General features: G+C 70.9%; 14 protein-coding genes, 1 tRNA gene and 1 riboswitch. Of the genes, 11 read left to right on the top strand and 4 right to left on the bottom strand.

The annotated features are described in order from the left end of the window. Positions 1-24: 24 nt before the first annotated feature. From rph to rdgB, 3 genes are all read left to right on the top strand, one after another. Positions 25-762, top strand: a complete 738-nt coding sequence (gene rph, locus J8M51_RS05280; protein WP_086759873.1) for a ribonuclease PH — start codon at positions 25-27, stop codon at positions 760-762. Between the two features lie 183 nt (positions 763-945). Further along, positions 946-1,344 carry a hypothetical protein gene (locus J8M51_RS05275; protein WP_086759875.1) on the top strand — a complete coding sequence of 133 codons (399 nt, stop codon included), beginning with the start codon at positions 946-948 and terminating at the stop codon, positions 1,342-1,344. Between the two features lie 42 nt (positions 1,345-1,386). Beyond that, positions 1,387-1,989 (top strand): RdgB/HAM1 family non-canonical purine NTP pyrophosphatase, encoded by a 603-nt coding sequence (gene rdgB / locus J8M51_RS05270; protein WP_086759887.1) that lies wholly within the window; start codon positions 1,387-1,389, stop codon positions 1,987-1,989. A 17-nt stretch (positions 1,990-2,006) separates the two neighbouring features. Here rdgB and J8M51_RS05265 read toward each other — a convergent pair. Together J8M51_RS05265 and bcp are read right to left on the bottom strand one after the other, a co-directional pair. Next, positions 2,007-2,093: transfer RNA gene (locus J8M51_RS05265), tRNA-Leu, on the bottom strand. A gap of 39 nt (positions 2,094-2,132) precedes the next feature. After that, positions 2,133-2,600 (bottom strand): thioredoxin-dependent thiol peroxidase, encoded by a 468-nt coding sequence (gene bcp / locus J8M51_RS05260; protein WP_086759877.1) that lies wholly within the window; start codon positions 2,598-2,600, stop codon positions 2,133-2,135. 98 nt (positions 2,601-2,698) lie between these two features. Between bcp and J8M51_RS05255 the strand changes: the two genes are divergently transcribed. The 3 genes from J8M51_RS05255 to J8M51_RS05245 all read left to right on the top strand — a co-directional run bounded on the left by J8M51_RS05255 (position 2,699) and on the right by J8M51_RS05245 (position 3,878). Beyond that, entirely contained in the window at positions 2,699-3,028 is a 330-nt protein-coding gene (locus J8M51_RS05255; RefSeq protein ID WP_086759879.1) for a DUF3618 domain-containing protein, read from the top strand. Between the two features lie 21 nt (positions 3,029-3,049). Next, positions 3,050-3,391 carry a GroES family chaperonin gene (locus J8M51_RS05250; protein ID WP_033525031.1) on the top strand — a complete coding sequence of 114 codons (342 nt, stop codon included), beginning with the start codon at positions 3,050-3,052 and terminating at the stop codon, positions 3,389-3,391. Between the two features lie 65 nt (positions 3,392-3,456). Next, positions 3,457-3,523: riboswitch (guanidine-III (ykkC-III) riboswitch) on the top strand. 34 nt (positions 3,524-3,557) lie between these two features. Beyond that, on the top strand, positions 3,558-3,878 hold the full coding sequence (locus J8M51_RS05245; protein ID WP_086759881.1) for a DMT family transporter: 321 nt from the start codon (positions 3,558-3,560) through the stop codon (positions 3,876-3,878). Positions 3,879-3,897: 19 nt separating this feature from the next. Here J8M51_RS05245 and J8M51_RS05240 read toward each other — a convergent pair whose 3' ends face one another. Next, positions 3,898-6,396 carry a transglycosylase domain-containing protein gene (locus tag J8M51_RS05240; RefSeq protein ID WP_398856277.1) on the bottom strand — a complete coding sequence of 833 codons (2,499 nt, stop codon included), beginning with the start codon at positions 6,394-6,396 and terminating at the stop codon, positions 3,898-3,900. 1,047 nt (positions 6,397-7,443) lie between these two features. On the opposite strand from J8M51_RS05240, the gene J8M51_RS05235 reads away from it, so the two are divergent. The 4 genes from J8M51_RS05235 to J8M51_RS05220 are packed head-to-tail and all read left to right on the top strand — an operon-like array spanning position 7,444 to position 10,946. Continuing rightward, positions 7,444-8,244: an ABC transporter permease gene (locus J8M51_RS05235; RefSeq protein ID WP_086759883.1), complete on the top strand. Its 801-nt coding sequence runs from the start codon at positions 7,444-7,446 to the stop codon at positions 8,242-8,244. A gap of 37 nt (positions 8,245-8,281) precedes the next feature. Then, positions 8,282-9,118, top strand: a complete 837-nt coding sequence (locus J8M51_RS05230; RefSeq protein WP_086759891.1) for an ABC transporter permease — start codon at positions 8,282-8,284, stop codon at positions 9,116-9,118. An 11-nt stretch (positions 9,119-9,129) separates the two neighbouring features. Next, positions 9,130-10,149 (top strand): ABC transporter ATP-binding protein, encoded by a 1,020-nt coding sequence (locus J8M51_RS05225; RefSeq protein WP_086759893.1) that lies wholly within the window; start codon positions 9,130-9,132, stop codon positions 10,147-10,149. A 32-nt stretch (positions 10,150-10,181) separates the two neighbouring features. Continuing rightward, on the top strand, positions 10,182-10,946 hold the full coding sequence (locus J8M51_RS05220) for a DUF1707 SHOCT-like domain-containing protein (protein ID WP_086759885.1): 765 nt from the start codon (positions 10,182-10,184) through the stop codon (positions 10,944-10,946). Positions 10,947-11,034: 88 nt separating this feature from the next. Here J8M51_RS05220 and J8M51_RS05215 read toward each other — a convergent pair whose 3' ends face one another. Then, positions 11,035-12,360, bottom strand: coding sequence for an SGNH/GDSL hydrolase family protein (locus tag J8M51_RS05215; protein ID WP_086752642.1), 1,326 nt, complete (start codon positions 12,358-12,360; stop codon positions 11,035-11,037). Positions 12,361-12,623: 263 nt separating this feature from the next. On the opposite strand from J8M51_RS05215, the gene J8M51_RS05210 reads away from it, so the two are divergent. Further along, complete coding sequence (locus J8M51_RS05210) at positions 12,624-13,967, top strand: DUF445 domain-containing protein (protein WP_086752640.1); 1,344 nt, start codon at positions 12,624-12,626, stop codon at positions 13,965-13,967. Positions 13,968-14,010: the final 43 nt, after the last annotated feature.

The following is a 14,010-nucleotide window of genomic DNA, read 5'->3' as shown; positions in this document are numbered from 1 at the left end:
GTATGTGCCGATAGGCTCAGCGCCATGTCTCGAATCGACGGCCGCACCCCCGAACAGCTCCGCCCCGTCACCATCGAACGCGGGTGGAGCAAGCACGCCGAGGGCTCCGTCCTCGTCTCCTTCGGTGACACGAAGGTCTTCTGCACCGCCTCGGTCACCGAGGGCGTCCCCCGCTGGCGCAAGGGCAGCGGCGAGGGCTGGGTCACCGCCGAGTACTCCATGCTGCCCCGCGCCACCAACACCCGCGGCGACCGCGAGTCCGTACGCGGCAGGATCGGCGGCCGTACCCACGAGATCTCCCGCCTCATCGGCCGTTCCCTGCGCGCCGTCATCGACTACAAGGCGCTCGGCGAGAACACCATCGTCCTGGACTGCGACGTCCTGCAGGCCGACGGCGGCACGCGTACGGCGGCCATCACCGGCGCGTACGTCGCGCTCGCCGACGCCGTCGCCTGGGCCCAGGGCCGGAAGCTGATCAAGGCCAACCGGCAGCCCCTCACCGGAACCGTCTCGGCCGTCTCCGTCGGCATCGTCGGCGGGGTCCCGCTCCTCGACCTCCGCTACGAGGAGGACGTGAAGGCCGACACCGACATGAACGTCGTCTGCACCGGCGACGGCCGCTTCGTCGAGGTCCAGGGCACCGCCGAGGCCGAGCCGTTCGCCCGCGAGGAGCTCAACTCCCTGCTGGACCTGGCCGTTTCCGGCTGTGACGAACTGGCGGCCCTGCAGCGCAAGGCGCTTGATACGGTCCTCGAAAGGTAAAGAAGGGTAAAGGGCGCACCAAGGGCGACGACCGCCGGTGGCAACCACGGCGGCCCCGCCCGCGTCCTTGCCCATACGGGCGCACGGCACACCACCGTGCGCCCGGCCATCACCGCAGTGACCGTTCGTGCACCACGCAGGGGGCCGTCAGGCCTGCAACCCGCCCATCAGGAGGACCGTTCCATGGCCGCGAGCCGCCGACGTCGTATGACCACCATCGCCGGAGCCGTAGCTGCCGTCGCCCTCACGGCCGGGCTCACCACCGGCTGCGACGCGGTGAACAAGGCCCTGGACTGCGTCCAGACCGCCGACGCCATCGCCCAGAGCGTGAACGACCTCCAGCAGGCCGTGCAGACCGCCGCCGACGACCCGACGCAGCTGGAGGAGTCCCTCGCCTCCATCGACAAGAACCTCGGCGAGATCGGCGACAAGACGGACAACACCGACGTCAACAAGGCCGTCGACTCCCTCCAGAAGGCCGTCACCGACACCCGGACCGCCGTGGAGAACGGGGACACGACCCCCGACATCAGCGGCATCACCGACGCGGCCGGCGAGCTGACGAAGGTCTGCACCTCGTAACGGCCCCGCGAACGCCCGGCGCGGGTGGCGATACTGGTGGGCATGACCCGCCTGATCCTCGCCACCCGCAACGCCGGCAAGCTCACCGAGCTGAAGGCCATCCTCGCCGACGCGGGCCTCGCCCATGAACTCGTCGGCGCGGACGCCTACCCGGACATCCCCGACGTCAAGGAAACCGGCGTCACCTTCGCCGAGAACGCCCTGCTGAAGGCCCACGCCCTCGCCCGGGCCACCGGCTTCCCCGCCATCGCCGACGACTCCGGCCTCTGCGTCGACGTCCTGAACGGCGCCCCCGGCATCTTCTCCGCCCGCTGGGCCGGCCGCCACGGCGACGACAGGGCCAACCTGGACCTGCTCCTGGCCCAGCTCGGCGACATCCCCGACGAACACCGCGGCGCCCACTTCAACTGCGCGGCGGCCCTCGCCCTGCCGGACGGCACGGAACGGGTCGTCGAGGGACAGCTGAGGGGCGTACTGCTGCGTTCACCGGCCGGCACGAACGGCTTCGGCTACGACCCGATCCTCCAGCCGGACGGCGAGACCCGGACGTGCGCCGAGCTGACGGCCGAGGAGAAGAACGCGATCAGCCATCGGGGGGAGGCGTTCCGGGGGCTGGTGCCGGTGTTGCGGGAGCTGTTGGGCTGAGCCGGGGAAAGACGTACTGGTGCGGCCGGAGGGACTCGAACCCTCACGGGTGTTACCCCACTGGGACCTAAACCCAGCGTGACTGCCAATTCCACCACGGCCGCTCGCTGCTGCCCGGCCATGTTACTGGCCGGGCAGACGCGCTAGATCCCCAAATCCTTGATGATCTTCGCCACGTGGCCGGTCGCGCGGACGTTGTACAGGGCGTGTTCGACCTTGCCCTCCTCGTCGACGACGATCGTGGAGCGGATGACGCCCAGGTAGGTCTTGCCGTAGTTCTTCTTCTCGCCGAAGGCGGCGTAGGCGTCCAGGACCGTCTTGTCGGGGTCGCCGAGAAGGGTGACCTTCAGGGACTCCTTCTCACGGAACTTGGCGAGCTTCTCGGGGGTGTCGGGGGAGATGCCGATGACGTCGTACCCGGCGTCCGCGAGGAGCTCCAGGTTGTCGGTGAAGTCGCAGGCCTGCTTGGTGCAGCCGGGGGTCAGGGCGGCCGGGTAGAAGTAGACGATGACCTTGCGGCCCTTGTGGTCGGACAGGGACACCTCGGTGCCGTCGGCGTCCGGGAGGGTGAAGGCGGGGGCCACGTCGCCGGGCTGGAGTCGCTCGCTCATCGGTCCAGCGTAATGGCGGGCCCTGGCCGTGCGGTGCCGGGTGGAGCTGACAGACTGTCCGGGGACACAGGACATTCACCGACAACGGAGGCAGCGCGGTGGCGGACACCTCGGACACCAGAAGCCCGGCCGAGATCGAGGCGGACATCAAGCGCCGCCGCGACACCCTCGCCGAGACGCTCGACGAGATCGGCGTCCGGGTGCATCCGAAGACCATCGTGGGCGACGCGAAGGCCAAGGTCGTCTCGAACATCGACCACACCCTCGGCAGGGCGTACGTGTCGGTCAACCGCGTCGTCAGCGACGTCCGGGGCCAGTTCGTCGACGAGGACGGGGCGCCCCGCGTCGAGCGCATCGTGCCCGTCGCCCTCGTGGTCGTCGGTGTGGTCGGGCTCCTCGCCCTCGGCACCCGGCGCCGCAGGGCCTGACGGGGACGGTAGGTTCGGGGTGTGAGCGAGAAGACCCAGCACGACAAGCTGCCCATCCGGATGCTGCACGACCGTGTGCTCGTGCGGCAGGACACCGCCGAGGGCGAGCGGCGTTCCGGCGGTGGCATCCTGATCCCCGCGACGGCGGCCGTCGGCCGGCGCCTCGCCTGGGCCGAGGTCGTCGCGGTCGGCCAGAACGTCCGCACCGTCGAGCCCGGCGACCGTGTCCTCTACGACCCCGAGGACCGCGCCGAGGTCGAGGTCCGGGGCGTGGCGTACGTCCTGATGCGGGAGCGCGATCTGCACGCCGTGGCCGCGGACCGGTTCGAAGGGTCGGAGGACTCCACGGGTCTGTATCTCTGAAGCACGGGAGCATTGCTTTCTCAGGCGTGAGGGGCTGGTGACCATGGTCACCAGCCCCTCACGCCGTATTTTTGCTATGTTCGAAAGACCCGACGAGACGCGCCGTACCGGGATTCGCAAAGACGACGCACCCCCGATTCTTCTCATGGATCACGGAGGTGCCGTCATGGCCTGGGTTCTGCTCGTCGTCGCCGGACTGCTCGAAGTCGGCTGGTCGATCGGGATGAAGTACACCGACGGATTCACCCGGCCGCTGCCCAGCGTCCTCACCGGCGCCGGCATCGTCGCCAGCATGCTGCTGCTCTCCTACGCCGCCAAGTCGCTGCCCATCGGCACCGCGTACGGCGTGTGGGTCGGCATCGGGGCGGCCGGGGCGGCGGTGTTCGGCATGGTGTGGCTGGGGGAGCCGGCCACCGCCGCCCGGATCTTCTTCGTGTGTCTGCTGCTCGTGGCCGTGGTGGGGCTGAAGGCCACCTCCGGCCACTGAGCGGCCGCGGTCACCCCGGCTAGCCGAACGGCCCCACCGAGGTGTCGCCCTGGGTGGCGGAGCCGCCGTCCGCCGTGCCCTCGGTGGCGGTGCCGCCGTCGGCCGTTCCCTGCGTGGCGGTGCCGCCGTCCCCGGTGCCGCCGTCGGCCGTGGCACCGGCGGTGGTGCCGGTACCCCCGTCACCCGTGCCGCCGTCCCCGGTACCTCCGTCGGCCGTGGCGCCGGCGGTGGTGCCGCCGTCGGTGGTGGGTGCGCCGCCGGGGGTGCCGCCGTCCGCCGGGTCGCTGGTCTCCTCGTCGTCCGTGGGACCGCCGGTCTCCTCCTCACCCGTGGCGCCCGGCTCGTCGGCCGGGGTGCTGGGCGGGGTGTAGACGACGTCCGCGCCGACCTGGAGGTCGAGGTCGAACTCCTTGACCTTCTTGCCCTTCAGCGCGGCCTTGGTGAACTGCGCCCAGATCTCGGTGGGCGCCCCGCCGCCGTTGATGCGCGGCAGGCCCATGGCGCCGTACAGCGGCTTGTGCGCGCCCGTCTTGGGGTCCTGGCCCATGACGGAGACGACGGTGGCGAGGTCCGGGGTGTAGCCGGCGAACCAGGCCGCCTTGTCCTCCTCGGCCGTACCGGTCTTGCCCGCGACCGGGTGGCCGGAGGCCTGGGCGGCGGTGGCCGTACCGCTCTGGACCACGCTCTGCAGGATGGAGGTGGTGGTGTCGGCGGCCTTGCGGCTGACGGCCTGCGTGGACTCCGTGGTGGGGACCTTGATCGCCTCGCCGTCCTTGCTGATCTTCTCGATCATCGTGTACGTGCCGTGCTTGCCGTGGTTGGCGAGCGTGGCGTACGCCTCCGTCATGTCGAGGACGCTCGCGGTGGCGGTGCCCAGGGCGATGGACGGGTACGGGTTCATGTCCGGGGTGTTCTTGGGCAGTCCGAGGTCGATCGCGGTCTTCTCGACCTTCTCGGGGCCGACGTCCACGGCCATCTGCGCGTACACCGAGTTCACCGAGCTGTTGGTGGCCTGGCGGACGGTGATGTCGCCGTAGTTGACGTAGTCCTCGTTCTCGGGGGCGTACGCCGGGCCGGGCCAGCCCACCACCGGGCGCTTGTTGGTGCCGTCGTAGACGGTGTTCGGGGTGATCGCCTGGTTGCTCTGGTTGTTGGAGACGTTCTCCACGGCGGAGGTGAACACGAACGGCTTGAAGATCGAGCCGTTCTGGAAGTCGCGGCGGGTGGCGTTGTTGACGTACTGCTTGGTGTAGTCGATGCCGCCGTACATCGCGATGACCTTGCCGGTCTTCGGGTCGATGGAGACACCGCCGGCGCGCACGTAGTTGTCGACCTTGCGGTTCTTCTTGTCGAGCTTGTCCATCAGCTGGTCGTCGACGGCCTTGATGAACGCGTTCTGCATCTTGGGCTGGATGGTGGTGGTGATGCGGTACCCACCGCCGTTCTCCAGCGCCTTCTCATCGATGATCTTGTGCTCGATGAGGTACGACTTGATGGCCTCGACGAGGTAGCCGCGCTGGCCGGAGAAGGCGGTGGACGTGGTGGCCTGCTTCGGCATCGGGAACTTCGCGCCGGTCCGCTCGGACTGCTTGAGCCAGCCCTCCTTGACCATGCCGTCGAGGACGTAGTTCCAGCGGGCGACCGCCGCGTCCTTGTTCTCGGGGTGGGCGACGACGTCGTACATGCTCGGCGCGTTGACCAGGGCGGCGAGGTAGGCGCCCTGCTCGGCGCTGAGTTCGTCGGCGTCCACGCCGTAGTAGGCCTGCGCGGCGGCCTGGATGCCGTAGGCGTTGCGGCCGAAGAAGCTGGTGTTGAGGTAGCCCTCCAGGATCTCGTCCTTGGTGACCTCGCGGTCCAGCTTGATCGCGATGAAGAACTCCTTCACCTTGCGGGTGACGGTCTGGTCCTGGGCCAGGTAGTAGTTCTTCACGTACTGCTGGGTGATGGTCGAGCCGGACTGCTTGCCCTTGCCGGTCGCGGTGTTCCAGGCGGCGCGGATCATCGCCTTGGCGTCGATGGCCGGCTCGGAGTAGAAGTCGCGGTCCTCGGCGGCGAGTACGGCGTGCTGGGCGGCCTTGGAGACCTTCGACAGCGGGACGTTCTCGCGGTTGACCTCGCCGTCGCGGGCGATCTGGGTGCCGTCCGCGTACAGATAGACGTTGGACTGCTTGGTCGCGGCGTCCTGCGGCTTCGGGATGTGGACCATGTTGTAGCCGAGCACGAAGGCGCCGACGATCAGCATGAGTCCGAGGACGAAGGAGCCGAGCACGAAGCGCCAGGTGGGGATCAGCCGCTTCCAGCCGGTGCGCTTGGGCCGCTTGCGCTTCTTGGCCTTGCCGCCGCCGGGGGCGGGCTCGGGGGTGATGTCGGGGACGACGGCGGGCGCGGCGGCGGACGCGGTGGCCGTGCCCGCCGCCTTCTCGGCGGGGATGACACCGAGGGCCTGCGTGGGCGTGTCGGCACCGGGGCGGGCGCCCGGGGCGCCACCGGTCTTCCGGGCGGGGGTGACGGCCGCCAGGGTGGTGGTCGGTGTGTCCTCGGCGGCACCACCGCGCGCCGCGCCGGAGGGCGGGGACGACGCGGAGGGGGACGAGGAGGCAGCGGCGGCTGCTCCGGTCCCGGCCGCGGCCCCGGCCTTGCTTCCGGCCCCGGCCGCGCTGCCGCCCAACCCCGCGGCCTTGGCGGCCCTCGCCGCTCTGGCTGCCCGGGCGGCCCGGGCGTCCGGGACGGCGGCGGAGTCGCCGTCCCGTCCGGCGCCGCCACCTCCGCCGGGCTGATCGTCACGTCCCGCGGCGGGCTTCCCGCCGGGCTTCCCGCCGGGCTTCCCGCCGGGCTGCGAGCCCGGCGCGCCGCCGGAAGCCGCGCCGGGCTTCTCGTCGGACCCCGCACCGGGCTTCCCGCCGGATCGTTCCCCGGGCGCGGTGCCAGGCCGCGTGCCGGGACGTCCTTCGGAGGCCGGGCCGGACTGCGAGCCGGATCGGTCGTCCGAGGCCGTGTCGGATCGTTCGCCCGAGGCCGTGCCCGGGTGGCCGTCGGGCCCGTCGGTGCTTCGGGACGTCCGGGGAGAGGCCGGGGTGCCCGTGCCTCCGGTGGGGCGTGTGGGCCCCCCGGTGGATGACGGGGCCGGTCCGGTGCCCGGGGGCGTGCCGTCGGTGTTCCCCTTGGCGGCGCTGTCGCCCGACTCCGGAGCACGTCGCTCCGGATCCCTCGGCGCCCAGCCCGGGCCGTTCCGCTTCGGCTGCGGCTCGTCGCTCATCGTGCTGCCGTGCTCCTGTTTTCGCGTCGTACGTTCATTTCCGTACGGCCTCGTACGCTTTACGCCCGCTCCGGGCCGGTTCTGAACCCCTGAGTAAAGACTCTCGTACTGTTCGATCCGTTCCCGGATCGCGTCACGTCCCCCTCACACCCCATGTGCACCCCACGACCACCCCCCGAGCGCCGTCGTCCGCCCCCGAAAACGCATGGCGGGTCCCTCCGGCCGCGGACTAGGCTCCTTCGCTTCGGCCCGAATCGGTTCCGGCCTCGGCTTCTCGCCTGACTCTTCGCAGCGGATGGGAGTTTCCTCGTGGGCACAGGGCGGTTGTACGCCGCCGTCGCCGCCGGTGGTTTCAGGCGGTACGCGACATATCGGGTGGCCACCGCGGCGGGGGTGTTCACCAACACGGTTTTCGGCTTCATCCTCGCATACACCTACCTGGCCCTCTGGCACGAGAAGCCCCACCTCGGCGGCTACGACCAGGCGCAGGCACTCACGTATGTCTGGGTCGGCCAGGCCATGTTCGCGGTGATGGTACTGGGGAGCGTCGGCTTCGAGGAGGAGCTGATCGAGCGGATCCGGACCGGGGACATCGCCGTCGACCTCTACCGCCCCGTCGACCTCCAGCTGTGGTGGCTCGCCGCCGACATGGGCCGCGCCCTGTTCCAGCTGCTCGGACGCGGTGTCGTCCCCATGGTGTGCGGCGCCCTCTTCTTCGACCTGGCCCTGCCCGACGGTCCGGGGCCCTGGCTCGCCTGTCTCGTCGCGGTCGCCCTCGGCGCCCTCGTCAGCTTCGCGATCCGGTACATCGTCGCCCTGTGGGCGTTCTGGCTCCTCGACGGCGCCGGAGCGATGCAGATCACCTGGCTCACCGGAGTCTTCTTCTCCGGGATGCTCCTGCCGCTGAACGTCTTCCCGGGCGCCCTCGGCGACCTCGCCCGCGTCCTGCCCTGGTCCGCGCTGCTCCAGGCCCCGGCGGACGTGCTGCTGGGCGAGGCCGACCCGTGGGGGACGTACGCCTTCCAGCTCGCCTGGGCGGCCGTACTGCTGGCGGTCGGGCGGCTGATCCAGTCGGCGGCGACCCGAAAGGTGGTGGTCCAGGGTGGCTGACCTCGACGAGCGGCCCAGGGCGCAGGACGGGCACGCGGTGCCGTTCGACGCGTACGGCAGGACCGACCAGGTACGGGACGGACTGCGCGCCTACCGCATGATCGCCGCCATGTGGATCCGCTCCACGATGGCCTACCGCGCCTCCTTCGCGATGACGACCTTCGGCAACTTCGCGGCGACCTCCTTCGACTTCGTCGCGATCCTGCTGATGTTCTCCCAGGTCGACGAGCTCGGCGGCTTCTCCCTGCCCGAGATCGCCCTGCTCTACGGCACCTCCGCCGTCGCCTTCGGCCTCGCCGACCTGATGATCGGCTCGATGGACCGGCTGGGGCGCAGGGTCCGCGACGGCACGCTCGACACCCTTCTCGTCCGTCCGGTGCCGGTGCTCGCCCAGGTCGCCGCGGACAAGTTCGCGCTGCGCCGCCTCGGCCGGGTCACCCAGGGCCTGTTCGTCCTCGGGTACGCCCTGACCACGCTCGACATCGCCTGGACACCGGCCAAGGCGCTGATGATCCCGCTGATGGTGGGCAGCGGCGGGCTGATCTTCGCGGCGGTGTTCGTCGGCGGCGCGGCCTTCCAGTTCGTCGCGCAGGACGCCTCCGAGGTGCAGAACGCCTTCACGTACGGCGGCGCGACCCTCCTTCAGTACCCGCCCGCGCTCTTCGCCAAGGACCTGCTGCGCGGGGTGACCTTCGTCCTGCCGCTCGCCTTCGTCAACTGGGTGCCCGGACTGTACGTCCTGGGCCGCCCCTACCCCCTCGGCCTGCCGGACTGGGCGGCCTTCGCGCCTCCGCTGGTCGGCGTGGCCTGCTGTGCGCTGGCGGGGCTCGCGTGGCGGGCGGGGCTGCGTTCGTATCGAAGTACAGGGAGCTGAGGGTGCCGACCATGACAGACAGCGCGTTCATCGAACTCGACCGGGTGGAGAAGGTCTTCGACGTCCGGAAGAAGACCGGGTTCCTGCGGCGGGAGCGGCGCGAGGTGCGGGCCGTCGACTCGATCTCGTTCACCGTGGCGCGAGGGGAGATGGTCGGCTACATCGGGCCGAACGGCGCGGGGAAGTCCACCACCATCAAGATGCTGACCGGCATCCTGACGCCGAGCGGCGGCCGGCTGCGGGTCGCGGACATCGACCCGTCCCGGGAGCGGACGCGGCTCGCGCGTCGTATCGGCGTGGTGTTCGGACAGCGTACGACCCTCTGGTGGGACCTCCCCCTCATCGACTCCTACCGGCTGATGCACCGCATGTACCGCATCCCCGACGCCCGTTACCGCGAGAACCTCGACCGGTGCGTCGAACTCCTCGAACTGGGCGAGCTGTTGGACGTCCCCGTACGGCAGCTGTCGCTCGGCCAGCGGATGCGCGGGGACATCGCTGCGGCCCTGCTGCACGACCCCGAGGTGCTGTATCTGGACGAGCCGACGATCGGGCTGGACGTCATCAGCAAGGCCAAGGTCCGGGAGTTCCTCAAGGAGCTGAACAGCGAGCGGGGCACGACCGTGCTGCTCACCACGCACGACCTCCAGGACATCGAACAGCTGTGCCGCCGGGTGATGGTCATCGACCATGGGCGGCTGATGTACGACGGGCCGCTGACCGGGCTGCACGAGGTGGGCGAGAGCGAGCGCACGCTCGTCGTCGACCTGGAGCGCGAAGTGCCGCCGATCGACGCCGCGCCCGCCCGCGTCGTACGGGTGGAGGGGCCCCGGCAGTGGCTGGCGTTCCCGGCGTCGGAGTCGGCTGCCCCGCTGGTGGCGCGGATCGCGTCCGCGTATCCGCTGGTGGACCTCTCCGTGCGGGAGCCGGACATCGAGGCCGTGATCGCCCAGATGTACGCGCAGCAGGCGGAGCGGGTCGCGGCGGAGGCGGCGGAGCGCCTGGCGGAGCCGGGGTCCGCTGTGTCGTAGCCCCGTGCGGGGGTTCCTCGTAGGCTGATCGTATGACGGACGACACACCGGATCTTCAGGCCGCCGCGGATCTTCGTGCCTCCGACGCCGATCGTGAACGGGTCTCCGAGCAGTTGCGGGACGCCCTCGCGGAGGGGCGGATCGACATGGAGGAGTTCGAGGAGCGGCTGGACGCGACCTACAAGGCGCGGACGTACGGCGAACTCGCGCCCATCACCCGGGATCTGCCCGGGGCGGGGGCGGGGGCGGTGGCGCCGCCGGCCGTCGTGCCGTCGTCGTCGGCGTCCGTCTCGCTGGTCAAGGGGCCCGCGGGGGACGCGAGTTGGCCGGAGCGGATCGTCGGCGGCGAGGGGTCGTCCACGTGGGGCGTGGCGGTCCTGTCCGGGTTCGAGCGCAAGGGGCGGTGGACCGTGCCCGCGCGGTTCGACTGCTTCGCGTTCTGGGGCGGCGGGGAACTGGATCTGCGGGACGCGGTCTTCGCGGAGCGCGAGGTCACGATCAACTGCGTGGCGGTCATGGGCGGGATCAATGTGATCGTGCCGCCCGGGGTCGAGGTCGTGGTCCGGGGCATCGGGATCATGGGCGGCTTCGACCATGGCGAGGAGGGGGTGCCGGGGGAGCCGGGCGCGCCGCGGGTGACCCTCACCGGGTTCGCGTTCTGGGGCGGGATCGGGGTCGAGCGGAAGGTGCCGAAGGCCGAGCGGCAGCGGTTGAAGGAGGCTCGGCGGCAGGAGCGGTTGGAACGGCGGGAGGCCCGCCGTGGGTTGGAGCAGCGGAGCAGGGGTGGGGAGCGGTAGGTCGTGTGCCGGGTGCGGGTCCGGTGGGGCTTCTCGCGCCGTTCCCCGCGCCCCTGAAAGACGCGCCGTTCCCCGTGCCCCTGGATGCCTACAGCTCCGCCGGTACCGCGCCCTTCAGTTCCTGGAGGTCGAAGGTCTGGGCCATGCGTTCGTAGCCCCGGTCGCTGGGGTGCAGATGGTCGCCGGAGTCGTAGTCGGGGCGGAGGCTGCGGGGGTCGTAGGGGTCGCGCAGGGCCTTGTCGAAGTCGGCGTAGGCGTCGAAGACGTTGCCGGAGCGGATGGTGGCGTTGACGGCCTGGCGGACCGACTCGCGCTGGTCGGAGTAGCCGCGATGGCCGTGGAAGGGCATGAGGGTGGTGCCGACGACCCGCAGCCCCCGGGCGTGGGCGCGGTCGACGAGGCGGCGCAGGCCCTCGGTGATGGCCTCGGGGTCGGCCCGGCCGGGGTTCTTGAGGATGTCGTTGACGCCGAGGTCGACGACGACGGCCTTGACGCCCGTCCGGCCGAGGACGTCCCGCTGGAAGCGGTTGAGGCCGCTCGGGTTCTCGGCGGGGCGGCCGTTGCCGTCGGTGAGGACGCGGTTGCCGCTGATGCCCTCGTTGACGACGCTGTAGCGCGGGATGTCCGAGGAGCCGGTGGCGGCGCGCAGACGGCCGGAGAGGACGTCCGTCCAGCGCCGGTTCTCGTTGACGGTCGAGGTGACGCCGTCGGTGAGCGAGTCGCCGAGGACCACGACCGTGCCGTCGGACTCGTTGCTCAGCACGTCCAGCGCGGTGACGTACCGCCAGTGGAGTGTCTGAGTGGTGTACGGCTCCCCGGTGACGTCCGCCACCCGGTCGCCCTCGGCGGTGTACGAGATCTGCCGGGCGTGCGCGTGGTAGGTCGCCGGACCCGAGGGGGTCGGGGAGTAGGTGGTGATCAGTACGTCGCTGTCGTGCGGGATCGCCACCCGTACGGCGTCGCTCACCACCTGCTGACCGGCGGCGATGACGACCGTCGGGTTGCCCGCGAAGGTCAGGCGGCGCATGGTGTCGGCCGCCGCGGCCGGGGTGTCCGAGGAGGCGGCGACGGCGAGCGAGGCGTGGCTGATCGTCAGCGGCTGCTGGCCGTAGAGATTGGACAGCGTGACGCGGGCACTCGTACCGGCGGCGGTCGTGTGCACCACGTTGCGCACCGAACGGCCCGCGAGGCCCGCCTGCTCGGTGCCCGGCTCCGACCCGCTCGGTGACGCGGCCCAGGCGCCCACCCAGACGCCGGTCGAGGCGGGCGCGGCGCTGTTGCGGGGTGCGCGGGCGAAGGTCTCCTGGTGCTGGGAGCCGTCGTCGATGCCGACGCCGACGTATATCGCGGCCGAGATCGCCACGACCAGGGCGACGACGGCTGCCAGAAGTGCACGGTGCTTTGTGGGGGACATCCCCACACCCCCTGCGTGCTGCCTGGTCACGCGGTGTGTTACTCCTCGGGCTGTGGAGCCCCGAGGCTCCGATGTGATCACCCCATCATGCGTCATGGGGTGAGGGCTGCTTGTCGGAACCCCCATCGGTTCCCCCGCCCGGACAGACGCGGGGAACTCCTGTTCCGTTCCGGGAGTAGGTCATGCAGTAGGTCACGTCCACAGGTGTCGAAGAGATGAAGAACGGGACAATGTGTACGGGGGACAGGAAACGGGTGGAGTGAATGGACCGTACGAAGACGGACGAGGCCGGCGAGGTGGCCGGAGCGGCACGGGCCGCCGAGCCGCGCGCCTCGCACCGCACCATGACCACCTTCAGCGCGGCCGACGAGGAGAAGCAGCGCGGCGTCCGGCAGATGAAGCTCATCGCCGCCGGTCTGCTGCTCTTCGTGGCACTGGTGTACGTCCTGGCCAAGTGGGCCGCGCACGAGGGCGCGGGTGCCTGGGCCGGCTATGTCGCGGCGGCGGCCGAGGCGGGCATGGTGGGCGCGCTGGCCGACTGGTTCGCGGTGACCGCGCTGTTCCGGCATCCGCTCGGGCTGCCCATCCCGCACACCGCGATCATCCCCACCAAGAAGGACCAACTGGGCGTCTCGCTCGGTGAGTTCGTCGGCGAGAACTTCCTCTCCCAGGATGTCGTACGGCAGCGGCTGCGGGCCGTCGGCATCGGCAGCCGGCTCGGCGCGTGGCTCGCCGAGCCGCAGAACGCCGACCGGGTGACGGCCGAGCTGGCGACCGCGCTGCGGGGCGCGCTGACCGTGCTGCGGGACTCGGACGTACAGGCCGTCGTCGGGGAGGCGATCACCCGGCGGGCGGGCGCCCAGGAGATCGCGCCCGGTATCGGCAAGATGCTGGAGAAGATCGTCACCGACGGCGGCCACCGGCGGATCGTCGACCTCGTCTGCACCCGCGCCCACGACTGGCTGGTCCTGCACGACGCGCAGGTCATGGACGCCGTCGAGGGCGGCGCGCCGGGCTGGACCCCCCGGTTCGTGGACCGGAAGGTCGGCGAGCGGGTCTACAAGGAACTGCTGCGCTTCGCCACCGAGATGCGCGACTCGCCCACCCACCCGGCGCGCGGCGCCCTCGACCGTTTCCTCACCGACTTCGCCGGCGACCTCCAGTCCGACACGGACACCCGGGCGCGGGTGGAGCGGCTGAAGGGCGAGGTGCTCGGCCGGGGCGAGGTCCAGGACCTGATCGCCTCCGCCTGGACGGCCGTACGGTCGATGATCGTGTCCGCCGCCGAGGACGAGCGCAGTGAGCTGCGGCTGCGGGTGCGGGTCTCCCTGCTGTCGCTGGGCACCCGGCTGGCGACCGAGCCGAGCGCGCAGGCCAAGGTGGACAAGTGGCTGGAGGGCGCGGCCGTACATGTCGTGACCACCTACCGCGCGGAGATCACCTCCCTCATCACCGAGACCGTCGCGAGCTGGGACGCCGAGCACACCACGAAGAAGATCGAGGCCAACATCGGCCGTGACCTGCAGTTCATCCGGATCAACGGCACGGTGGTGGGGTCGCTGGCGGGCCTGCTGATCTACACGGTGTCGCGGGCGCTGGGGGCGTAACACCTGCTCGCGGGGGCACTCGGGTCGGGTTCGGCCGACTGCG

Source organism: Streptomyces griseiscabiei, from assembly GCF_020010925.1.
GTDB lineage: Bacteria > Actinomycetota > Actinomycetes > Streptomycetales > Streptomycetaceae > Streptomyces > Streptomyces griseiscabiei.
Note: the sequence above shows the minus strand (reverse complement) of the source record. Positions and strands in the feature narration are given on the sequence as shown.